Raw genomic sequence first — 24,074 nt, forward strand, 5'->3', positions numbered from 1 at the left:
GCTTTGCCGGAACGGTGTGCGGTATTCGCTTTTTGCAAAGCGCTCCGGTCCATGATATAATAAGGCAATTGAAAGATAGGAGGGACCGCCGGTGCATATCGCTATTGTGGAAGACGAGCAGGAGCAGCGGGACCTGCTGCAGAGCTATATTCAGCAATACTCCAAGGAAAACGGGATGAGCTTTTCTGTGGAAGCGTTTGCGGATGGCCGCATCCTTATTGATGGCTATTCCTCCCAGTACGATATCATTCTGCTGGACATTGAGTTGCCCGGAATGAACGGCATGGAGATTGCGGAATACATTCGCACCAAGGACGATGATGTGGTGCTGATGTTTATTACCAATATGGCTCAGTATGCGGTAGGCGGCTATTCTGTGGGAGCACTGGATTTTGTGCTCAAGCCCATCAATTACAGCACCTTTTCCATGCGCTTTGCCCGGGCGATCAAGCGGGCAGGCCTGCGCAAGAGCGCCCAGATTTTGCTGAATCTGCCGGACTGCGTGCGCCGAATCGAGACCCAGCAGATCTATTACATCGAGGTCATGAACAAGATGCTGCACTATCACACCCAGCTGGGTGAGTTTGTGCTGCGGGGCACCATGCAGAGCGTGGAAAACGAGCTCTCCCGCTACAATTTTGTACGCTGCAACCACTGGTATCTTGTGAATCTCCGTCATGTTACCGAGCTACGGCGCGACACCGTGCTGGTAGGGCAGACAGAACTGGAAATCAGCCGGCGAAACCGAAAGGCGTTTCTGACCGCGCTGACCGCATATGTGGGAGGCAGCAACGAATGGATCTGACATCGGTGACTTTGGAAATCTGGCGTATGCTGGAGGTATGCTGCATCGCCCTTGCGTTTCTCGTTCCATTGAAGAAAAAGGAAAGCAGGTGGGTGCGGCGGGCAGTGATTTGCATTGCGCTTGGCGGTCTGGTGTTTTTGGGGATGCCGGTGGTGATTGCGCATTTTCCCTTCATGGCCTGCGTGCGCTCGGCGGTGTTTCTGGTGTTTACCGGGGTGCTGTTCTGGCAGTGTGCGGATCTTTCCTTTAATTCCATTGTATATTGCGCGGTCTGGTCCACGATGCTGGGCGACTTTCTGATCGAATGCAACACGCTGCTCTACCGGAATCTGATGCTGAAGCCGATCTGGTCCGCAGTGGTGGGAATGGTTCTGCTGCTCGTTCTGACGGGTGGAGTAGGGTGCACGATCGCCCGCTGGATGCCGGACAAGGGACGATACCATACGGGACCGCGCCAGTTTGCCTTTGCATTGGGACTGTGGGTCATCTCGGTTTTGGCAGATCTGTTCTGGGTCATCTGGAACCCGCCGATGGAGTATGTGAGCGACTGGGTTTTGCTGCTGATGATCAAGTTCTACTGCATCACGGTTCTCTACCTGCAGCACGGGCTTTTCCAGAAAAGTGCGATCCGCCAGGAGCTGGCCATGATGAACACCCTCTGGATGCAGCAAAAGGCACAGTACGATCTGTCCAAGGAGAACATTGCGCTGATCAACCGGAAATGCCACGATCTGAAGCACCAGATTCGGGCTATGCGCGCCATATTCACGGAAGAGCAGCAGAAAAAATACTTCCAGGACATCGAGCAGTCGGTGCGCATTTATGATGTGCTGGCGAAAACCGGGAACGAGGTACTGGATACGGTGCTCACGGAAAAAAGCCTTGTGTGCGAGGCCAATGGCATCCAGGCGAACTGTGTGGCCGACGGCCGGGTTCTTGCGTTTATGGACCCGGTGGATCTGTACACCATCTTCGGCAACGCGCTGGACAATGCCATCGAGAGCGTTTCCACCATTGAGGACCGGACCCGGCGGATCATCGATGTACAGGTGTACAGCGAAAAGCAGATGCTGGTCATTCAGATCATCAACCCGATCACGCAGGAGCTGGTGTTCGACGCGGAGGATCTGCCAGTGACCACCAAGGAGCAGAATGGGTACCACGGGTTTGGCTTGCGCAGCATCCGCCATACGGTCAAAAAATATGGTGGATTTATGACGGTAAAGGTTGAGGACGGCGCCTTCTATCTGCGGCTGCTTCTGCCGAAAATACCGCCGCAAACGCCGAATCAGGTCAGCCCTGAATGATCGGAATCACAGAAACAAATAACAAAAGCCCCGGCAGATGCCGGGGCTTTTGTTTATTCGTTTTATCGTTTGATATCGTGGTCCTGGTTCATGATGCTGCGAATGACCCGGACATCGTCGATAATGTTGCAATCGCCGTGAATGGTATGCTCGATCACGCTGCTGGCCACGGCAAAGTCAGCGATCTCCTGCGGCTCATAGCCATGCATGATCGCGTAGATCAGGCCGCTGGCAAATGCGTCGCCGCCGCCCACGCGATCCAGGATAATAAAGTCGATCTGCTTGCTTTCCCAGGTTTTTCCCTGGTACCACATATAGGCCTTCAGGCTGTTTTCGCTGCCGCTGTGGGCATATCGCACATGGCGGGCGATGCACTGCAGGTTGGGGTAGCGGGCCACAAAGGCCTCAAAGATCCGTGCCTGCTCCTCCAGGGAGGGCTGCATGGGAACGCCGTCCTTCCAGTCGCCCTTGGAGTGGTCCTGCTCATCCTTCCACAGGTGGTAGGGCTCGATGCCCAGCAGCACATCCACGTAGGGCAGGCAGAGGGTACAGAAATCCCGCGCCTCCTCCCAGCTCCACAAAGAGCTGCGGAAGTTGCCGTCGAAGCTTACGGTCATGCCCTTCTTCTTGGCCACCTTCAGGCAGGTGAGGATCAGATCGGCACAGTTTTTGCCAAGGGCCGGGGTGATGCCGCTCAGGTGCAGCCAGTCGTATCCGTCCAGGATCTGCTCCATATCTAGGCGGCTGTAGTCGTATTCCACAAAGGCGCTGTGCTTGCGGTCATACACCACCTGGCTGGAACGGACGCCGTAGCCGGTTTCCAGATAATAGGTTCCCAGCCGGTGGGACGGGGTTTCCTCGGGGGTGCTCAGGATCATCCGTGCACAGTGCACATTGTTGCCGCGCAGCATGCGCATAACGCTTTTGCCCAGACTGTTGTCCGGCACTACGGTGAAAACCGTGGTATCCACGCCCAGGTTGGCCAGACCCACCGCGATGTTGGCTTCGCTTCCGCCGTAAACCGCCTCAAAGCTGTTGGCGATCTGGATCGTATTGTAATTGGGAGGGGTCAGTCGAAGCATGACCTCACCCACGGTAATGAAACGGCCCGGTTTGGCCATCTGACACAATTCCATGGTATGCGCTCCTCTCATAAAAAGCAGACGGAGCCGGACAGAACAGTTCCGTCCGGCTCCGTTTGTGCTACGGTTGATATGGCCCACATGATATCCGGTGGGATTGCAGGGGCCGTTCAGATTCTTTCCGCGGCTGCTGTCCGGTGCTTAGGCGTTGCGGGCTGCCTTCAGAATCGCAACCGACTTCTGGCACAGGTCCTTGATCTCATCCCATTTCTGGTTGTCGATCAGGTCGGCGGTTACCATGTAGGAGCCGCCGCAGGCGCAGATGACCGGGCAGGACAGATACTCTTCCAGATTCTTCAGGGAGATGCCGCCGGTGGGCATGATCTTGAACATGGCGAAGGGAGCGCTCAGAGCCTTGATCTTGGCCAGACCGCCGGACTGCTCGGCGGGGAAGAACTTCAGAACCTCCAGGCCCAGCTTGTAAGCGGTGTGGTAATCGGTGGCAGTGGTGCAGCCGGGGAATACGGCCACGCCCTTCTCCTGGCAGTAACGAACGATCTCCGGGTCCAGACCGGGGGTCACGATGAACTTCGCGCCGGCGGCCAGAGCCTCGTCCACCTGAGCGGTGGTCAGCACGGTGCCCGCACCCACCAGCATTTCGGGGCAGGTTTCGGCCATCAGGCGGATGGCGTTTGCGGCGCCGGCTGCACGGAAGGTCACCTCAGCAACAGGCAGGCCGCCCTCGCACAGGGCCTTGGCCAGGGGAGCGGCATCACGCTCGGGATGATTCAGCTTGATAACAGGAACAACGCCGATATCGGAAATACGCTGTGCAATCTGATTCATTTTTGTTTTCTCCTTTCAGGTCTGCGATACCCTGAGGCCTATTATACACCGGAATAAGCAGAAAATCCACCATCAATGGGAATGCACACACCGGTGATGAAGCTGGCGGCCTCGTTGTTCAGCAGGAACAGAACTGCGCCGGCCAGCTCCTTCTCGGTGTCGCCGAAGCGGCCCATGGGAGTGGCAGCCAGGATCTTGCCGGTACGGGCGGTGGGGGTGCCGTCCTCGTTGTAGAGCAGCTTCTGGTTCTGCTTGGTGGAGAAGAAGCCGGGGGCAATGGCGTTCACGCGGATGCCCACCTTGCTGAAGTGAACGGCCAGCCACTGGGTGAAGTTGCTGATGGCAGCCTTCGCACCGGAGTAGGCGGGGATCTTGGTCAGCGGGGTGTAGGCGTTCATGGAGGAGATGTTCAGGATGTTGCAGCCCTCCTTGCCGACCATCTGGCGGGCAAAGGCCTGGGTGGGCAGCAGGGTGCCGATGAAGTTCAGGTTGAACACGAACTCCACGCCGGAAGTCTCCAGATCGAAGAAGCTCTTGGTGTCGCCGTCGATGTCGCCCAGCTCAAAGTACTCCTTGTCGGTGGTGGCGCGGGGGTTGTTGCCGCCGGCGCCGTTGATCAGGATGTCGCAGCTGCCCAGATCGGCGGCAACCGCATCGGCCACAGCGTAGCAGCTCTCCTTCTCCAGAACGTTGCACTTGTAAGCGCGGGCCACGCCGCCCTCGGCAACGATCTCATCTGCGAACTTCTGAGCAGCCTCCTGGTTCAGGTCCAGCAGAGCCACCTTGGCGCCGGCACGGGCCAGCACCTTGGCGAAAGCGGAGCACAGCACGCCGCCGGCACCGGTGATAACGGCAACCTTGCCGGTCAGATCAGTATTCAGTACATTCTTTTCCATTTTGATGCATCCTTTCTTTTCAGTTTCGCAGAATCAGGCCTTGAAGGTCTTCTCGCAGGCCTCGAACAGACCGTTGATGTAGGTGGCGCCCAGAGCGCGGTCATACAGGCCGTAGCCGGGCTTGCCGGTCTCGCCCCAGATCATGCGGCCGTGGTCGGGACGAACATAGCCGTCGAAGCCGGTCTCCACCAGAGCCTTCACGATCTCGTAGATGTCCAGGCTGCCGCAGCTGGACAGATGGGCGCGCTCCTCAAAGCTGCCGTCCTCCATGATCTTCACGTTGCGGATGTGCATGAAGGCGATGCGGCCCATGGCGCTGTACTTGCGGATCATCTTGACCACGTCGTTGCTGGCAGCGCAGCCCAGGGAACCGGTGCACAGGCACAGGCTGTTGGCGGGGCTGTCCACCAGGGCCAGGAAGCGGTCCAGGTTCTCCTCGCAGGTGATGATGCGGGGCAGACCGAAGATGGGGTACGGGGGATCGTCCGGATGGATGGCCATCACGACGCCGCATTCCTCGGCAACGGGAATGACCTTCTTCAGGAACTTCTCCAGGTTCTTCCACAGGCCTTCCTCGCCCAGCTCACCGTAGGCGGCGATCAGCTCGCGCACCTCGTCCTGGCTGTAGCTGGAGTCCCAGCCGGGCAGATGGATGTCGTCCTTCAGGGGGTCCAGACCCTTCATCTGCTCCCAGTACATCACCAGGCTGGTGGAGCCGTCGGCGGCCTTCTTGTCCAGCTGGGTGCGGGTCCAGTCAAATACGGGCATGAAGTTGTAGGTCACGCACTTGATGCCGTGCTTGGCGCAGCGGCGGATGTTCTCGCAGTAGACCTCCAGCAGCTCGTCCACGTTGCCGCGGCCCAGCTTGATGTTCTCGTGCACGGGAATGGACTCCACCACGTCGAACACCAGGCCGTTCTCCTCGCACTGCTTGCGCATCTTTTCGATGCTTTCCTCAGGCCATACCTCACCGGGCTTTACGTCATACACAGCGCTTACGATGCTGCGCATGCCGGGGATCTGACGGATGTACTCCAGCGAGATGGGATCGCTCTCGCCGTACCAACGGAAAGACAGTTTCATACGATTTCTCCTTATCTGATTGATTGTTTCAAATGGCTTACAGACCAAAATAACGAACCGCGTTGTTGGTGCAGATGTCCTTTACCAGGCCGCCCACATACTCCATATCGGCGGGGTACTCGCCGTTTTCGATCCAGCGGCCCAGCAGGCTGCACAGGATGCGGCGGAAGTATTCGTGGCGGGCGTAGCTCAGGAAGCTGCGGCTGTCGGTGAGCATGCCGATGAAGTTGCCCAGAACGCTCAGGTTGGCCAGGCTTTCCATCTGCTGGGTCATGCCGATCTTGTTGTCGTTGAACCACCAGGCGCTGCCGTGCTGGATCTTGCCGGGAACCTCGCTGCTCTGGAACGCGCCCAGCAGGGTGTCGATCCACTCGTTATCGGCGGGGTTCAGGCTGTACAGCACGGTCTTGGGCAGGTTGTTCTCCCGCTCCAGCGCGTCCATCAGGGCGTAGGTGGCGCTGCAGCTGTCGGTGACGGCGATGCAGTCGTAGCCGCAGTCGGCACCCAGAGCGGTGAACATCCGGCTGTTGGGGTTGCGCTTGCAGCTGAAGTGCAGCTGCAGAACCCAGCCGCGGGCCTTGTACTCCCGGGCGCAGTGCAGCAGCAGTGCGGTCTGGTAGCCCTCGGCTTCCTCACGGCTCACTGCCTGGCCGGCCAGCGCCTTGCGCAGGGTCTCGCTGGCCTGCTCGCTGCTCACCTCACGGTACATCACGTAATCCAGGCCGTGGTCGGCGGCGCGGCAGCCGTTCTCGTCGAAGTAGGCGATCCGCTCGCTCAGTGCCTGGCAGACGGCCTCCACGCTGTCCAGCGTTTTGCCGGTGGTCTGGCCCAGCTTGGCGATGTATTCCACAAAGCCGGGCTTGTGGATGTTCAGCGCCGGGTCCGGACGGAAGCTGGGGCATACCCGAACCGGGAAGCTCTGATCGGCTGCCAGCTTCTTGTGCCACTCTAGATCGCTGCAGGGGTCGTCGGTGGTGCCGACCATGGCCACGTTGCTGGCCAGGATCAGGCCCCGGGCGCTCATGGCGGGATCGTTCTGCAGCTTCTCGTTGCACAGATCCCACACCTGCTGGGCGGTCTCGCCGTTCAGCACGCCCTCGTAGCCGAAGTAGTTCTTCAGCTCCAGATGGCACCAGTGGTACATGGGGTTGCCGATGGCGCGGGGCAGGCTCTCGGCGAATTTCTGGAACTTCTCCCGGTCGGATGCATCGCCGGTGATGAAGCGCTCGTCCACACCGTTGGAGCGCATCAGGCGCCACTTGTAGTGGTCGCCTCCCAGCCAGACCTGCGTGATGTTTTCAAAGCGGCGATCCTCAAAAATTTCCTTCGGATCGATGTGGCAATGATAGTCCACAATGGGCATTCCCTCCGCATAGCCATGGTACAGCTGCCTGGCAGCGGTGGTGTTCAGCAAAAAGTCTTCACTCAAAAAGCGTTCCACGAGACGTCTTCCTTTCTCCGGTTCTTTTTTGTTTACTATACACTTTAATAATTACAACTAAAATTGCAAAAATTGCTGTTAAGATTGTGAATCTTGCTGTATAATAACAGGGGAGGTGATTGCCGTGCCAAATCGATTCCAACATTTCGACACCCGGCAAAAAATGAAGGGTGACAGCTATGAAATCTTCTATTATCAGGACCGGCACCTGGGGCCGGTGGCATTGCACCACCATGATTTTTACGAGGTGTATTTCTTTTTGGGGGGAAGTGTGGATTATCTGGTGGAGGGCCAGACCTACCAGCTGCAGCCGGGGGATCTGCTGCTGATCAGCCCGCTGGAGCTGCACCAGCCCATCATCCATCCGGACCGGGACCCCTACCAGCGGATCGTGCTCTGGATCAAGCCTGAGTTCCTGCACCGGTACTCCACCGCCGGCACAAGCCTTGTGCACTGCTTTGACATCAGCCGCCCGGCCCACACCAACCTGCTTCGGCTGGCGCCTCAGCAGCAGGAGCTGATCCGCCAAACGCTGGACGAGCTTCTGCGCCAGACGGCAACCGATCAGTTCGGCCGGGATATTCTGTGTCAGGCGCTGCTGCTGCAGTTTCTGGTGCAGCTGAACCGCCAGATTCGGGACGGCTCCGGCACGCAGGAGCCGGAAAAGGAGTCCAGCCTGACCGACCGGGTCATCGCCTACATCGGCGATCACTATGCCCAGCCGCTTTCGCTGGATGGACTGGCGGAGGAATTTTTCGTCAGCAAGTACCATCTGTCCCATGAATTTGCCCGTGTGATGGGCGTCAGCGTTTACCGCTACATTACCCTGAAGCGGCTGCTCATCGCCCGCCAGATGCTGACCACCGGGCTCCGGCCCAGTGTGGTATACGAGGCCTGCGGCTTCCGGGATTACGCGGGCTTTTACCGGGCGTTTAAGGCGGAATACGGCTGCAGCCCCACCGAGTTCACACAAACCTGATCCAACAGAAAACGCTGCCGGCTCCCTGTTTTGCAGGAAGCCGGCAGCGTTGTTTTTGCCTGCGATTACCGGAACTTCTCCGGCACCTGGTCGATGGTCGTCCAGGTCTTCATGGCTTCCTCAATGCTCATACCGTTTGCGATTGCGTCCTTACGCACAGCATTGACCGCCTGAATTTCCTTCATGCGCTCGCCGGTCAGGCTGTAATTCTTCATGGCCAGAAGCGTTGCTGCCCAGGCGATCATGGGAATGACGCAGAACAGAACGATGACCACTACGTTCATGCCCTCAGTGTAGGGGCTGTACTGGGTGGGCAGGATGTCCAGGCCGATCAGGCCGACGGCAATGCCTACCACGGTGGCGGACAGGCTGGAAACCAGCTTGTCTACCAGGCTGAACAGGGTGCCCATGATGCCGGGGATGTAGTTGCCGGAGCGATAGGTCTCGTAGTCCGAGCAGTCGGCGACCATGGGAATGGGCATGTCGGCAGTGGCATAGTAGGCACCATAGCCCACGCCGAAGAAGATGATGAACAGAATGGTGTACAGGTTGATGGACAGGCCATTCTCATCCAGGAGGGACAGGGTGAAGGCATCGCCGCGACCCCACAGGAGCAGCAGCACCAGAACGCCCACGTAGCAGATCAGCGCCACGCTCACATAGCGCATCAGGCTGGCCTTCTGGCCCTTCTTCTGGCTGGTGCGAACCGTGAGCAGGAAGAAGGGAACGCTGAACACGTAGCCCAGCACCATCATGGGCAGGTACAGACCGTCGTAGTTGCCCATCATGCAGCCGTACAGCATGCACAGCACGGTGGTGTTGGTGGCGATGGACAGGGCCAGCTTGCAGCCGGCGCCGGCAACCATCAGACGCTGCATGGGGTTGTTCTCGCGGATGATATTCAGGTACTCCTTAACCTTGACCTTCTCGGCCTTGCTGCCGCCGATACCGAAGTACTTGGGCTGGTCCTTTTCCCAGATGCCCACGATGGCCAGGATGGTGAGGATCACCGAAATGATGATGCCCACCGGGGCCAGAGCACGGAAGAACTCCGCGGAGGAATAGCCGGTCTCGAAGCTTTTTGCCAGGATGGGGGCAAAGAACTGCATGGCGCCCATGCCCAGCAGGCTGCCGATGGTGTTGAAGATGGTGAACAGCGGCCGCTGCTTGGGGTCATTGGTCAGAACGGTCTGACCGGAACGGGTGCAGCTGGTCTGGAAGGTATAGCCGATCACCCACACCGCATACAGAGCCACGAAAGCGGCGTAGCGGGCACCCATCATCTCGGCGGGGATTAGGGGAGTCAGGCCATACAGCACCAGAATACTAACCGCCATGATCACGTTGCCGATCACCATGAACGGACGGAATTTACCGAACTTGCCGTTGGTACGGTCCATCAGTGCGCCGATCACCGGGTCGGTGAAGGCATCGAATACGCGCATGCCCGTTACCATGGCCGATGCAAACAGAGTGCCCAGGCTCAGCACGTTGGCGCCGAAGGTGGCGATGTAGCTGAGCACCAGAACATAATAAACGTTTGTGGCGCCGTTGTTGAGCGGGAACAGTACCAGCTGGTACAGCTTGGCACGGTTTACGCCGCTGGACTGTGAAGCTTGTGAACTCATGACCTGTATTCTCTCCTTTTCCTGTAAATACACCGGCCGCCCGCCAGGCGGGCGGCCGGTGTGTTCAACTTACGCTGTTTTGGTTGTTTACTGCTGAACAGGCTTTACGGTTTTGCAGAAGCTGCTCACGATCAGCAAGATGCAGGCCAGAACCATGCAAACCGCGCAGGCCACCGTCACATAGAAGATGGTCCAGCCCACGGTGTTGCCGGAGTTAAAGGAGAACAGGCCGGCAATCAGCATGATGCGCTGCAGTGTACACTGGCCGTAAACGTAGCTGTACAGCGCGATCGCTGCAATTACGGAAATCGCAGTGACCGGGTTGTGGTTGCCCATGCGGGCGGGGGCGACAGCAGCCAGAACGACCAGCACAACGCCGATCACGCCGGCAGCAATCACCAGGGGCAGGCCGGTGAGCGCATTGTCCACCGAGAGGACGCTGCTATATACGGCCAGGCCCAGACCTGCCGCGCCCAGAAGTGCGGCAAGCAGATTCAGATAAAATGCAATGCCCTTTTTCATGTTATTCTTCCTCCTTCTTGCGGATGGAGGTCACGCCATACATGACCACGCTCAGCACCAGCACAGCGCCGGAAACACCCGTCATACCATAGTAGATGGCACGCCACCAGGTCATCTGGCTCTCAATGTGGGTGGTTGCGTTGTAACGGTTCATCAAATGGCTTTCGGTCCAGGCGTAGATGTTTTTGTGAACAGCTTCCTTCAGTTTCATCTGAAGGTTGGCGTCACCGTCGATCATGTGAGCAGACAGCTTGCTGCCGTCAACCTGATTCTGGAACAGGCTGCAGTTTTCCAGAGTAGTGGTGCCGTAGAAACCGGACTGACCACGGGTATCGAAGCAGGTGGTACCAGCGTTCAGCACAGCGCTCCACAGATCCGTGTCATCGTAGATGTCGGTAACGGCGTAGCCGATAAAGCCCCACTCATTGGCAAGAATCTCGGTCATCAGCCCCTCGCTGGTGGTGCACTCGATGGAACCAATCTTGGAGAAGGATGTCATCAGGCCGCGCATGCCGGCATCGTTTTCCTCGGTGTCGTACTTGGTGGCCTCAAAGGCGATCTGATAGGCGCGCAGCTCTACCTCACGGGCACGCTGCTCGGTCATGTAGGGAGATACGCCGCCACGCTCAGATTCCTGGTCGTTAAAAGCAAAGTGTTTGGGAGCAGCAACCAGGCCGTAGTCCAAAGCGCCGATGGCAAATTCCATGGCGGCAACGCCGGACAGCACGGGATCTTCGGAGTAGTACTCGCCGTTACGGCCGTTGTAAGCGTGACGGTGGGTATTCAGACCGGGACCCCACAGGATATTGATGCCGGTGAACAGAGACTCAATGCCGGTGAACTCACCCAGCTCATACATCAGTTCCGGGTTGAAAGAGGCAGCGATCAGAGGCGCGTTGCCGAATACCTGGGGATGCCAGTTGCCGTTCACATCGCTGGAGGGGATAGCCCAGGGAGCATTGGGGTCCTTGGAAGCGTTCAGGCTTACAGCCACACCGTTACCAGCGTTCTCGGTCATGTAGGTTTCCACAGTGCCGATGGAGTCAGCGCCGGGGATGGACGGACCACCGAAGGAGAAGATGTACATGGCTTCTTCCAGGGTCAGCTGGTCCAGCAGAGAATCCCACTTGGGATCGTCGTAGGGCACACCGAACATCTCATAGAACTGGATGCCGTTGTCCTGGCCCCACAGAATATCAGAGGTATCATCCCCGGTCTGCAGGGTGTAGGTCTTGCCGTTCAGGTTATTGATGAGTTCCTCGTTGGTGAGGGTCATCTCGGTGTAGCTCTTGGGATAGGTGCCGGCCCAGTCGCTGCGGGACAGGTAGGTCACCTCACCGGGCTGGTAGTAGTTCCAGTCTGCATAGGGCAGCTGGTTGGAGATTTTGTGGCCGGTTTTGGAAACAGAGAACATGGTCTTGGAGATGAAGTTCTCGTCGATCTGCTGCATGTAAGCCTGAGCGGGATTGCCCTCGCCTACCATGCGGGCAGCGTCCATACCCTGAGCGGCCATAATGTGATTCAGAGCGTCGTGAGCGCCGTTGCCCACTGCGAAGTAGTAAGCGCCGGGGTCCATGATGTAGGTACCCATGGTGCCGTCGCCGTTGTCGTAGCTCTCATCGTAGCTGGCGATATACTGCAGGTCCACACGAACGGGAACCACTTCAGAAGCGCCGGGCTCCAGAACGCTGCTCTTTTCAAAGTTCAGCAGCTGGATGGCAGACTTCTCAACGCCGCCGGCAATGTAGGGAGCCTGGCCGTAGATCTGCACAGAGGTCTTGCCGGGCACGTCGCCCACGTTGGTCACCTTCACATTGAAGGTGGCGTAAGCGCTGGGGGCGCCAGTCTCCTCGTCAACGCTGATATCGAACACGGGCTGACCGTCGAACTCATACTGGAAGTCGGTGTAGCTCAGGCCATAGCCAAAGCCGTAAGCCACTTCGTTGGCATAATTCCATTCTGTGTCGGAAGCATAGGCACCCACAGGGCTGGCAGCGTTTCCATTGCCGGCAACAGAATCATAATAACGGGTCTCATAGTAGCGGTAGCCCACATACAGGCCTTCGGCCTCAATGGTGTAGGAGCCGGGGGTAAAGCCCAGAACACCGCCGGTGCGGTTGATCACTTCATCGGTGTTGCTGTAATACATTTTGCCCATGTTCTGCATGGCAGGAGCAGACATGTTATAGGTGGGGAAAATGTCGGCCAGGCCGCCGGAGGGGCTCACACGGCCGCTGATGATGTCGGCCACGCCCAACATACCGTAGCAGCCGGGGAAACCAATCCACAGGATGGCATCAACATCAGGGTCGTTTTTCAGATCGCCGATCTCCATGGCCGAGGCACTGTTGATCAGGACGATTACGTTGTCGCTGGCCTGCTTTGCCATTTCGATGGCAGCGCGTTCGTTGTCGGTCAGGGCCAGAGGCTCCTCAGCGCCCAGGCCCTCTTTGATGCCGCCGGGCAGGAAGTCCTTGGACTCGGCACTGGGGCGGCCCAGCACAACGATGGCAGCATCGCCGTACTCGGCAAAGCTGGACTGGTAATCGCTGTTCACGCCGGCGATCTCATCCACAGAGGGTTCGCCGGGGGTGTAGATCTCTTCAGGATTTTCGTTGTTGGCATGGTTGTAGGTCTTGTTCAGTTCCTTATAGACCTCCACCATAGTGGGGTTGATATTCAGGCCCGCACCCTCGAACTCGAACTCGTCGCCGCTCCAGGACTCCATGGTCTTGCTTACACTGGTGGCCTCTTCACGGGTGGTGGCGTTGGTGTTCTGGGTAGTGGTGATGGTGTTGGCGAAATCGGTCTTGTTCTGAGACAGAGCCTGCTCCAGGCTGATGAATGGGCCCTGAGCCTTAACGCCGAAGCTGGAACCGATCAGGGGCACATGGGAACGGATGCCCAGCAGGGTCACGTTGGAACCGCTGGCAAGGGGCAGGCCCTGGCCGTTCTCGGTGTTGTTCTTCAGCAGAACAGCGCCTTCGGCAGCCTCCCGGCGATTCAGATCAATGGCCGCCTGGATCAGGGCGTGAGAGTTGCCGGTACCATCCTCGTTCAGCAGTTCCGCAGGGGGGGTGAACTTATCGTACAGGGGATTTTCTGCATCGTTTTTCGAAGTCAGCACCTCGCTGGAAGTACCCAGATAGGTGTCGATGGTGGCAGCGTTGGCTTCCAGCGCATTGCCCAGAATGATGGACAGGCACATGGTAAAGCACATAGCGCTGCTCAGGCCGCGCCACAACGCTTTTTTGGTCGACTGTTTCATAGTTGCGTGTTTCCTCCTTTTATTGTTTCCACAATGGTGTGGTCGCCGTTTTCAACCGCAGTGAACCGACCTCCTTTCCATGCTCTTGCATGGTTTTGGAAAGGCTTACACCCAGTTTGCGCTGGTGCTCTTGCCTTTTTTCAGCTTGTAAGCCGGATTGGGGGCTTCAACATGGCGCAGTGCGGCGGTGTCGGTGCAGCTGCCGGCCACTGCCTTCAGCTTGACCTTCCCCTCCAGCGGCACGCGGAAGGTGAATACCTTGCTGCCGGACTTTTCCTCCAGCAGCTTTCCGTTCACATATAAGCCGACCTTGGGCTGGTTGGAGTACACCTTCACGGTGGTCATCTTTTCCGGGCGGTCCATATAGCGGCTGCCCGCAATGTGAACGAAGGCCTCGCTGCTCCAGTATGCCTTGTACAGATAGAAGCTGTCCTTCTTGGTCTTGCGGTCAAAGGTTACCAGACCCTTGTGGTTCATGCCCGGCTCGCCGCCCTGGTCGCGGGCATCTGCCGCGAAGTCGAACATATTCCAAACGTGAGTGCTCCACATGTAGGGATGACGCTCGAAGCATTTCAGCAGGAACTCGTGATAGATGGCCTGGTATTCCTCGGTGTGGTCGCCGCGGCGGGGCTTGGAGGAATGCAGGTTGGGCATGCCCTCGCAGCCGTATTCGGAATAGCCCAGGCAGCGGTTGGGGTAGACCTTGTGGAAGAAGCTGATCCACCAGTCGTTCAGGAACAGGCCGGGCACATACCAGCCCAGATACAGGTTCCAGGACACGATGTCGGACAGATGGGCCACCCGGTTGAAGGGGCCGCACATGGCGTAGCAGGCCAGGCTGGTGGGGCGGGTCTCATCCATGCTGTGGCACAGCTCGTTGAGCACCCGGTGGTTGTCCAGCATGTCCGCCTTATCCTTGGTGGAGATGGTGATCTCGTTGGAAAGACCCCAGGTCACGATGCTGGCATGGTTGTAGTTCTGCACGATCAGCTCTTTCATCTGGCTGATGGTGTTTTCCCGGCCATTGGGCATATGCTCGGAGATGTAGGGAATCTCGGCCCAGACGATCATGCCGTATTCGTCGCACAGATCATAGAAATACTGATCGTGCTGATAATGGGCCAGACGGATGGTGTTGGCGCCGATCTCCCGGATCAGAGCCATATCCTCGTCGTGATGGGCGCGGGTGAGCGCGTTGCCGATGCCCTTGCGGTCCTGGTGGCGGGAAACGCCGTGCAGAGGATAACGGCGGCCGTTCAGGAAGAAGCCCTCCTTCGGGTCCACCCGGAAGGTGCGCACGCCGAAGCGGCAGCCGATCTCATCTACCACGCTGCCGTTTTCCACAAGGCGAAGGGTGGCGTTGTAGAGGTAAGGGTCGGCCACGCCGTCCCACAGATGCACGTTTTCAATGCGCAGAGTCACATCGGTGCCGGTACCCTTGGCTACCTGGTTGCCCTCCCGGTCGGTGAGGATCACTTCCACGTTGGGGGACTCCACATTGCACCAGCTCTCCACCCGGACCTCGCCGTCGGAGCCCTTTACCTTCGGGGTGACCTTCAGGCCGGGGCCGCCGAAATGATCCATGGCAAAGCGATGCTTGCTCACGACGATCAGGCTCACATCCCGGTAGATGCCGCCGTAGAAGGTGAAGTCGGCCTTCTGGGGATATACCCGGTCGTTGACGCTGTTGTCCACACGGACGACCAGCTGATTGTCGGCGCTCAGCAGCTCGGTGATGCAGCTCCGGAAGGTGGAGTAGCCGCCGTCGTGATGGATCACCATCTGACCGTTCAGCTCCACATCGGCGCTGGCGTTCACACCTTCAAACTGCAGATAGACATCCTGGGTGGCGGGGTCAAACGCCGGGGCCGCAAAGCTTTTCCGGTAAACGCAGGTTCCGCGCCAGTAATCGTTGCCGCCGTCCTGGCCGTCCACTGCGTTCCAGGTGTGGGGAACATCCACCACAGAGTCGGTACCGTCGGGACCGGTGAAGGTCCACTGCCGGTTTAAATTGATTGTTGTTCTCATGAATCGCCCTCCATGCCCGCGCATCTGACGGGGTGTTTTGCAACTTCGTTTCGATGTTTTAAGCTTATAATATATGAGGCAGGCATTTCAATCTCTTTCCCCAAGTGGTGCAAATCGTGGCATATGTGGCATTTCTGTTGCCAAATTAATTTGTTAATTTTTGTGCAAAAAGCATATAGACAAAAGAAAAATCCGGCTTTTCAGCGCGAATCAGAAGACGATGCGTGGAGAAAAAGAGCTGCTCGGGAAAAGGTTTGGCCCGCAAAGCAGTTCTCAAAGCCAATATAAATAAGGTATACCGATGCCTGTTTTGAAAGGAGGATGTTCCGGCACAAGATGGGATTCGCCCGGCTGAGCGTGATGGATAAAGTTAAAACCACAAAACCCGCCGTTCCTCACAAGCAGTTGGGAACGGCGGGTTTTGTTTACAGAAAAATTTACGCTTTTGCGCCGGGAATCACAAAGGGCGGATGAGCACCGCGCCCTTGCCGGCGTTTTTCACCTCATAGAGGACCTGGTCTGCCGTGCGGTACAGCTCGGAAAACTCCCGGGGCAGCTGCCCGTATACGCCGCCGATGGAGACCGAAGAGCGGGCTGCGGGCCAGTGCTTTTGGGTGAGCGCCTGATAGCTCTTTACCACGCTGTTCAGCTTGCGCTCCAGCACGCCCAGGTCCCGGGGCGCTGAGAAGAACACGCCAAACTCATCGCCGCCCAGCCGGAACAGGATGTCGGTGCGGCGGAAGGTGTGGGTGAGCAGGGCTGCAAACTCATGCAGCGCCCGGTCGCCCTGCTGATGGCCATAGAGGTCATTCACCTGCTTGAAATTGTCCAGATCCATAATGACGAACAGATATCCGGCGCTGCTGTGCATGGCGTTTTCGATCCGGTTCTGGCCGGCCTTTCGATTGAAAAGACCGGTGAGGGGGGCCTTATCGGCGGCCTTTTCCAGGTCCTTTTTGGCATTGATCTGTTCGGAGATGTCCACCAGCACGCTGATGATGGCCTCGCGGCCATTGTCGGCAACGGTCTTTCGGCCAATGTCGTGGACCCACATGTCGGTGCCGTCCCGGCGCTTCATGCGGTACTGTACCTCGTACTGATCGCCCTTGGCCAGGGCCTGCGCCACCACCATTTTCACAAACTCCCGGTCGTCCGGGTGGATGCTGTTGATCACCAGGCCCTGAATCTGGCGGGAGAACTCCTCATAGCTCTGGTAACCGGCCATCTGCAGCATTCGGTCGTTGGCCACATAAAGCGGGAAGCCGTCCTCCACGTAGCCGCCCACCACACCGCCCGGCATGAGCTGCGCAAGGATCTCGATCAGTTCCTTCTGGGTGCTGCGGTTGATCTGGCTGGTGCCCTGCAAAGCGAAGGACAGAGGGAAGAACTCGCCCTCCTCCTGGGTGTGGCTTGCCTCGGAGGCGTGCATGGTATCGATGAACCAGCGCTCGCCCTCCAGATGGAAGCCGGCGGTCAGGCGGATGTGATAGATCACATGAATGCCGTATTCCGGCTGCTCCAGCCCGATGTGAACATCACAGAAGCAATCCCAGCAGGTGGTCGCCCGCTGGTGCTGGGTGTAGTTGTCGATTTTATAGCTGAGCGGCCAGGGCACGGCCTGAAGCTCGTCTCGCAGAAGGCGGCGGAACTGCTCCTTGTTGACGGCTACCTCGCCATCGCCGGTTCCCACGCTGATAAAATTCGGAGAGAGCAGCGCCAGCGTGCCTTCCGGGTCCCGAAGCTGGAAATATCGAAGGCAGAATTCGTTCAGCCAGGTACGGACCTGACTGCCGGGCAGTGCATTGTTGGTCATGGCTCCTCCTTCTCGTTTGTTGCCGGGGCTTCTCCGGCGCCGCCGGAGATCAGGCGGTATACATCCTCCAGCTCCATGGGGCGGTAATAGTAAAAGCCCTGGATCATGTCGCAGCCGGATTCCCGGATCATCCGGTTCTGGGCCGGGGTCTCAACGCCCTCCATACATACCTTTTTGCCGAACCGGTGGCAGGCGTATACGATGCTGGAGAGGAAGTTCATCTTGTCCTCCGAGGCTGCCATCTCCAGCAGCAGAGAACGGTCCAGCTTGATGATGCTGGAAGGATATTGCAGCAGCATGCGCAGCGAGGAATACCCGCTGCCGAAATCGTCCAGTGCGATGCCGATGCCCATCTCATGGCAGGCATCCACGAAGCGCATCAGGTGTTCGGGCTGCTCGTCCATGCAGCTTTCGGTCATTTCCGCCACCAGGCGCTCGCCGCTGACCCGGTATTTTTCCAGGGTGGCGCGCATGAAGTCGGTGAATTTCTCGTCGGACAGCTGCTGCAGGCTCACGTTGAAGGTAAGATAAAACTCCGGCATGCAGGCGGCAAGGCGCATGCAGTTGCAGGCCGTCTGCTCAAAGACCCAGCGGCCCGCCAGCTGGATCAGGTTGCCCTTTTCCAGCAGGGGGATAAAGATGGCGGGAGAAACATCCCGCCCCTGGAAGGACCAGCGCAGCAGGACCTCGCCGCCCACCACCCGGCCATCCTGTGCGGAGACCACCGGCTGGATCACGATGCGGAAATTTTCCATGCCCCGCAGCACGTCCCGGCTCAGGGCCAGGGCGATGTTGGACATGTTTTTGATCTTCTCGCCGTTTTCGGGAGAATCCACCACATACAGCTGGCGGGAATCCTGCTTGGCGACCTTGATCAGCGAGACCATGTTCTCCACAAAATCCGAGGGGGAGAGCTGGTCTTTGGGGCAGTCCATCAGGGCAAAGGAGCAGGGATGATGGACCGAAAGGCCCACGCTCCGGTAACCGGCCTCCACGATCTCACGGATCTGGTGCACCAGCTCCTCCCGGCTCTCGGCACAGGCCGGGTCCACCAGGGCCAGGCAGCGCATGCCCTCCAGCCGGTAAAAGGACATTTTGCCCATCAGATTTTTCATCAGCTCGTCGGCGATGTTGCTCACCAGATGGTCGCTGTAGGTGCGGCTGCGGGCGTTGTTCAGTTCGGTAATGCTGTTCAGGCTGAAGCCGATGGCAAGGCATTGCTGGCCGGTCTGCCGCAGCTGATCCATCCGCCCGAACATGGCGGTGACCCGGGGGAAATTGGTCACCGGGTCCACCACGAAGTCGTCGTCCTGATGGGTGACCCGCCCGGCGAAGAAGAGGGGCTTGGTCTTGTCCTCGCTCCATTGCATCAGGCCGAAGCAGCGAATCCAGACGGTTTTGCCCGCGGCGTTGCGGATCTGATAGCGCAGATCATGCACGGTGCGCTTTTCCTGCAGCATGGTCTGAATCTGGCGGCGGTACATGTCCCGGTACTGCGGGGAAGGGATGCGCTTGGCCCATTCCTTCAGAAGACCCGGCACCACATTGCTGCGGAAGCCGAATTCATCCCGCATGTTGTCGGAAATATAGAACAGATCCTTTGCCATGTCGCCGAAATAAAAATAGCTTACGGTGTTCTGCTGGGAAATGGACTGGAACAGGAATTCCATGTCGTGGTAGGTAGAGGCCAGGAAATGGTAAAACAGGCTGCTTTTGTCCGCCGCGGCATTTTCCGGGCGGCGGTCGCTTTTGCGCCGGTCGATGCCGGGGATGGAGCCGTTGATCCGGTAGTAGTCCCGTTTGTCCTGGTACATAACATGGTCGGCCTGGCCGATCAGTGCGTCCAGATCAAAGGGAGGCTGATCGGACCAGGCAAACCCCACGGCCATGTGATGCTGGTCCTGCTGAATGCGCTGGCGCAGCGACTGGATGTTTTCCTCAAAGCGCTCCCGGGGCAGGTCCCGGAACAGAGCCACGAACTCGTCACCGCCGGAGCGGTAGATCCAGGGGGTCTGCAGAGTCTCCTGCAGCAGAGCGGCGCAATGGCGGATCAGCCGGTCACCTGCGTCGTGCCCCAGCGAATCGTTGGTCTGCTTGAGACTGGTAATGTCACAGTAGATCACGCCCAGCTGGCTCAGACTGCCCAGACGGGTATCCTGCTCGAACATAGCGTTCATGGCGTTGCGGTTGTAAAGATTGGTAAGAGGATCGTGGTAGCTTAAGATGTGCAGCCGGCGCAGCAGATCCCGGCGGCCCAGCAGCGAGGCCACGAAGCGGCCCACCACATTGATGATGGGCGCAAGCATGCCCATCATCTCCCGATTGGGATTGTCCACTCCCAAAAAGCCGATCACCTTGCCCTCGCTGGTCACCGGCCCTGCCGCCAGAGTGGTCACATCCTGGGGCTTGAGCATGGCATAGACCATGGGATACTGCAGGCGGATATCCTCCAGATCCCGGATTAGGATCACCTCATCCCGGGAGAATACCTGCATCCACCAGTCGATGCTGGAAAGGGGCACGCCCTGCAGAATATCCTTCTGCGGGGTGACGCCCTCCCGGCACCATTCATAGGTGTTGTCCACCTGCTCATCGGTGCCGATCTCAAACACGTAGGCACGGTCACACTGGAAGGTTTGGCCCAGATAACTCAGCAGCAGTTCCAGCGCATCGTTTGGATTGGTAGTGGAGAAGATCTGCCGCATACATTCATTCAGGATGGTTTCGCTGCGGGCGTAATAGTAGGGTGTATTGCATATGACCTCGGCGTCCACATCCACGGCAACCTCGATGCGGTAGCTGTGACCCTGCTCGGTCAGCAGACTGTCCTTGATCAGATAGCGTTTGTTGAAGACCGGGTTTTTGTGAACCCAGGAGAGAAAATGTTGTTCTTTCAGCTGATGGTTGTTGCAGAATGCGCAGGGCTGGGTACTGCCCTGCAGAACCTCGTAGCAGCGTTTGCCGGCGTAGTCTGCGGTCTGCTGATAGCCCAGTGATTCCCGCAGCCGGCGATTCATGTAGACCAACTGGTGCGTTTTTATATCTGAGATATAGACGAACTCGTCCATCTCCTCGAAAAAGCGTTGCAGATGCTCCATCATATGCATCGATTCTCCCCTCTGTGCTTCCGGTGGCTCTGCCGCCCGGTCCCTATCTTTTCTATTATAACACAAAAAAATACCCGGCTGGGAACCAGCCGGGTTAAGGAAGGAAAGAAAACGATGGGGAAAATGCTTCGTGCGCTCCAAAACGAAGCGGGGAAACAGGAATTTATCCCTGCTTTGACCGAAACAGTGCCGGTGTGAGGAGAGAGGACCGGCAAGCCCGGGCGGAGCTTGGCCGATGCGTTACCGGCGCTTCAGGAAGAACCACAGGCCAACGGCACCGCAGCCGCATACCCCGACCAGGCCGGCCAGCACAAGCGCGGGCTTGGACTGGAGCAGACCGCCGGACGAAGAGGAGTTCGCGGTGGCGGGTTCACTGGAGGGACTCGGTGTGGCGGAAGGCTGCTCTGTGGGCTGCACAGTGGGGGGAGCTGTGGGCTCCGCCGAGGGAGTGGCAGAGGGAACTGCCGTGGGCTGTGCAGTGGGACGCGCAGGACGGATCACAGCGGTGCTGGGGGGAATGGTAGCAGCAGGTGCCGCAGTGGGTTGCGCCGCAGGTGCTGCGGTAGGCTGCGCTGCGGGAGCCGCAGTGGGTTGTGCTGTGGGAGCAGCAGTAGGCTGCGCCGTGGGTTCAGCAGTGGGTTGTGCTGTGGGAGCAGCAGTAGGCTGCGCCGTGGGTTCAGCAGTGGGTTGTGCTGTGGGAGCAGCAGTAGGCTGCGCCGTGGGTTCAGCGGTGGGCTGCGCCGTGGGGATGGCAGTAGGCTGCGCTGTGGGAACTGCAGTGGGCTGAGCGGTGGGAACAGGGCTGGGAGTCACGGTGGGAGCGGGTTTTTCAAAAACAGTGAAGGAAAAACTGGCGCTCATGCCCTGATATGTTACAGTAGCCTGTCGGGTGCCGGTCTGGGTGGTGTCGAAGCCGGTCAGCGTGTACTCTCCGCTGCTCAGCTCTCTGGGACCGGAGGCATAGTTGGCGAATACCCGCAGTCCCTGGGTAGAAACCTCATCGCCCTGATGGTAAGAGGTAAGAGAAGGCGGTGTGACCGATATGGACAGCAGGGAATCGGTCACATCGGGGGCGTTGAAGCGGATCATAGCTTTGCCGTCCATATGGTAGGAGGTGAACAGGCGGTCGCCGAATACGGTCAGAGTCGCGTTGCTGCCGCCTTTGTCCACGCGCTCACCCACCGGAGTGAACGTGCCGTTTACCAGCTGATAGACCTGCAGGTCTTTGGCCGAAGCACCATTGGGTGCGGCCAGCAGGAAGGTGGTATCCGTGCCGAAGGCCAGGCGGGGTTCGTAGGCGGCGCGGTCCAGCTTGGCGAGATCGTTCCAGGTGTCGCCGTCCAGCTGCTTCAGCACCGGGGTCTCGCCGCCCAGGGCAGCCAGCAGACCGTTGCTGCCGGCGGCCAGATCATAGGAGCTGGCACTGCCCGGGCTGGCCAGGCGGGAGAAGCCGCCATCCTGCGCCTGATAGATCAACAGCTCGTTGTTGTTGGTCACATCCTGGAAAGCCAGATACACCTGGCCCTGGCTGGTCACTGCGACCTTCGGATTGTCGAACATCCGGCCGGAGGCACAGTAGCCCTGCCGCATCAGACCGCTTTTGGTGATGGTGGCATAGCCTGCCTGGGCATAGCCGCCGGTCACATAGGCCAGATGCAGGGTCCCGCCCTGGGCGGTAAGAGAGTAGTCGTCCACATCCGGCAGCAGGCCAAGGCTTTTCCATGCGCCATCTGCCAGCATGGACAGGTACAATGCGCCGTCGCTGGCGCGCCATGCGACCACCGGGGTGTCGCGCAGGATGGTCAGAGTCACCCGATCGAAGCCGCCCGCCTGAGTGAGAGGCTGCGCGGTTACAGGGGCCCAGCCGGGGTCAGCAAAGGCGTAGAGCTGCAGCTCATCACCGGTATAGGGCAGATCGTAGCCGACGGCCATGATCTGGCCGCGGATCGGCCCCTGGGCCAGCGCTGCGCCGGAGTGAGTGGGGAACTGGGCATCCTGCCACAGGGTCTGAGGATCTGCCTGGGGAATGGTGACCGAGAAGGTCATGGACCCGTTCTGGGCCGAGGAGACATTCGAAATCACGATGCCGGAATTGGTGCCATCCGAGAAGGTGAGCGCACCCTGGGCCAGCCCGGCATTCGGGTCCGCACTGCCGATGGAGGTGCGGCCGCTCTCGGCAGAGAGGAAAGCGTTGCCCACGGTGGCCCGCTCGCTGCCCTCCACATAGCCGTTCTGGCCGGGCTGGGGGCGGAATACGTACACGCCGGTGGAGCCGAAGTAGTTGCTCAGGCCGTCCACCGTGGTGTCCACCCGGTAGACGATGAGGCCGGTGCCGCCGACGCGGGAGTCCAGAGTATCGTCGCTGTAGGGGGAGGTCTGGCGGCGCATCTCCACCACAAACAGCTCATAGGGATTGCGCTGCGAGCGGATCACATAGGCCTGGTTGCCGGCTTCGCCGGGGGCGCAGATGGAAACGTTCCGGGTCGAGCTGGTCAGTTCGGGAAGCTGGGTCCAGCCGGTGAAATGCGCGCGCAGATAGGCCAGCGGCCAGCTCAGATACCGGGAGGAAAGGGCCATGATATCCCAGGCCCCCACCGGGACCGAGCCGTCCCGGGTGTACAGGTCCGGGTAGCCCAGGGTGTGCAGGAATTCATGGCAGATCACGCCGGAGCCGTCCGCCTGGGTGGAGTCCAGCAGACGGTCGGTGTTCAGCATGTTGTAATTGGCCACCTCTTTGCCGCTGTACTGCAGGCCGGCGGGCAGGGTGTTCTGATGCGGGTACAGCGAGGGCGGCGAACCGGTGGTGTTGTCCGCCTTGCCCAGCAGCACCACACTCAGGTTGTCGATGCAGCCGTCACCGTCGTAGTCCAGAGTCTGACCCTGCAGCGCGGGGAGCTGCCGCACCAGCTCGGTGAGAATCGAGGAGTCAATGCTGCTGGTCTGAGCCTGCTGGATGGTGAACGGCAGTTCGCAGGCGGTAAGGGTCTGGCCATCCCACTGAGGGAAGATGTTGTGTACCCGGAACTGACCACCGGAGATGGTGTTCATGTACTGGCGGAAGGAGCGGCCCTGTTCGCCGTCGTAAAGCTCCATCAACGCCTGGGCACGGCTTTTGTCCGGCTGGGCGGAAGGGGCGTTGAAATAGTCCTTATTTGGCTCGTCGCTGAAATAGGCGAAAAGTACCACGTTGGCAAACTCCCGGGGCGGTTGGCCTTCTGCCCGGGCAGGCAGAAGAAGGCCGCCGGCAGGCGCCATGCAAAGCACTAGGG

The 24,074-nt window shown here is 58.9% G+C and carries 15 protein-coding genes; 3 read left to right on the forward strand and 12 right to left on the reverse strand.

From position 1 onward, the window contains the following. Window positions 1–91 precede the first annotated feature (91 nt). Both J7G73_RS02195 and J7G73_RS02200 read left to right on the forward strand, forming a co-directional pair. Entirely contained in the window at window positions 92–805 is a 714-nt protein-coding gene (locus J7G73_RS02195; protein ID WP_206423082.1) for a LytTR family DNA-binding domain-containing protein, read from the forward strand. Further along, window positions 796–2,112, forward strand: coding sequence for an ATP-binding protein (locus J7G73_RS02200; protein ID WP_291245059.1), 1,317 nt, complete (start codon window positions 796–798; stop codon window positions 2,110–2,112). Before J7G73_RS02195 ends, J7G73_RS02200 begins: the two co-directional genes overlap by 10 nt. A gap of 62 nt (window positions 2,113–2,174) precedes the next feature. On the opposite strand, the gene J7G73_RS02205 is transcribed toward J7G73_RS02200, so the two are convergent. The 5 genes from J7G73_RS02205 to uxaC all read right to left on the reverse strand — a co-directional run bounded on the left by J7G73_RS02205 (window position 2,175) and on the right by uxaC (window position 7,460). Beyond that, a complete protein-coding gene (locus tag J7G73_RS02205; protein WP_087296031.1) occupies window positions 2,175–3,248 on the reverse strand; it encodes a sugar kinase in 1,074 nt (357 codons plus the stop codon). Between the two features lie 147 nt (window positions 3,249–3,395). Continuing rightward, a complete protein-coding gene (eda, locus tag J7G73_RS02210; RefSeq protein WP_087296032.1) occupies window positions 3,396–4,040 on the reverse strand; it encodes a bifunctional 4-hydroxy-2-oxoglutarate aldolase/2-dehydro-3-deoxy-phosphogluconate aldolase in 645 nt (214 codons plus the stop codon). A gap of 41 nt (window positions 4,041–4,081) precedes the next feature. Further along, a complete protein-coding gene (locus J7G73_RS02215; protein ID WP_087296033.1) occupies window positions 4,082–4,936 on the reverse strand; it encodes an SDR family oxidoreductase in 855 nt (284 codons plus the stop codon). Window positions 4,937–4,969: 33 nt separating this feature from the next. After that, a complete protein-coding gene (gene uxuA, locus J7G73_RS02220) occupies window positions 4,970–6,019 on the reverse strand; it encodes a mannonate dehydratase (RefSeq protein WP_087296034.1) in 1,050 nt (349 codons plus the stop codon). Window positions 6,020–6,056: 37 nt separating this feature from the next. Beyond that, window positions 6,057–7,460, reverse strand: coding sequence for a glucuronate isomerase (uxaC, locus tag J7G73_RS02225; RefSeq protein ID WP_291245060.1), 1,404 nt, complete (start codon window positions 7,458–7,460; stop codon window positions 6,057–6,059). Between the two features lie 124 nt (window positions 7,461–7,584). Here uxaC and J7G73_RS02230 point away from each other — a divergent pair, with 124 nt between their 5' ends. Next, complete coding sequence (locus J7G73_RS02230) at window positions 7,585–8,439, forward strand: AraC family transcriptional regulator (RefSeq protein WP_247643476.1); 855 nt, start codon at window positions 7,585–7,587, stop codon at window positions 8,437–8,439. 65 nt (window positions 8,440–8,504) lie between these two features. Here J7G73_RS02230 and J7G73_RS02235 read toward each other — a convergent pair whose 3' ends face one another. The 7 genes from J7G73_RS02235 to J7G73_RS02265 form a co-directional block, all read right to left on the reverse strand. After that, window positions 8,505–10,067: an MFS transporter gene (locus tag J7G73_RS02235; RefSeq protein WP_291245061.1), complete on the reverse strand. Its 1,563-nt coding sequence runs from the start codon at window positions 10,065–10,067 to the stop codon at window positions 8,505–8,507. Between the two features lie 87 nt (window positions 10,068–10,154). Continuing rightward, a complete protein-coding gene (locus J7G73_RS02240; protein WP_087296037.1) occupies window positions 10,155–10,589 on the reverse strand; it encodes a hypothetical protein in 435 nt (144 codons plus the stop codon). A gap of 1 nt (window position 10,590) precedes the next feature. Beyond that, window positions 10,591–13,857, reverse strand: a complete 3,267-nt coding sequence (locus J7G73_RS02245; protein WP_291245062.1) for a glycoside hydrolase family 3 C-terminal domain-containing protein — start codon at window positions 13,855–13,857, stop codon at window positions 10,591–10,593. A gap of 105 nt (window positions 13,858–13,962) precedes the next feature. Next, window positions 13,963–15,885, reverse strand: coding sequence for a glycoside hydrolase family 2 protein (locus tag J7G73_RS02250; RefSeq protein ID WP_291245063.1), 1,923 nt, complete (start codon window positions 15,883–15,885; stop codon window positions 13,963–13,965). 457 nt (window positions 15,886–16,342) lie between these two features. Continuing rightward, window positions 16,343–17,698 (reverse strand): diguanylate cyclase, encoded by a 1,356-nt coding sequence (locus J7G73_RS02255; protein ID WP_291245064.1) that lies wholly within the window; start codon window positions 17,696–17,698, stop codon window positions 16,343–16,345. Beyond that, window positions 17,695–20,799 carry an EAL domain-containing protein gene (locus tag J7G73_RS02260; RefSeq protein WP_291245065.1) on the reverse strand — a complete coding sequence of 1,035 codons (3,105 nt, stop codon included), beginning with the start codon at window positions 20,797–20,799 and terminating at the stop codon, window positions 17,695–17,697. Before J7G73_RS02260 ends, J7G73_RS02255 begins: the two co-directional genes overlap by 4 nt. Before the next feature lie 246 nt (window positions 20,800–21,045). Continuing rightward, a partial coding sequence (locus J7G73_RS02265) for a bacterial Ig-like domain-containing protein (protein ID WP_291245066.1) occupies window positions 21,046–24,074 on the reverse strand: 3,029 nt, incomplete at its 5' end.

The organism is Allofournierella sp. (assembly GCF_017889395.1).
Classification (GTDB): domain Bacteria; phylum Bacillota; class Clostridia; order Oscillospirales; family Ruminococcaceae; genus Allofournierella.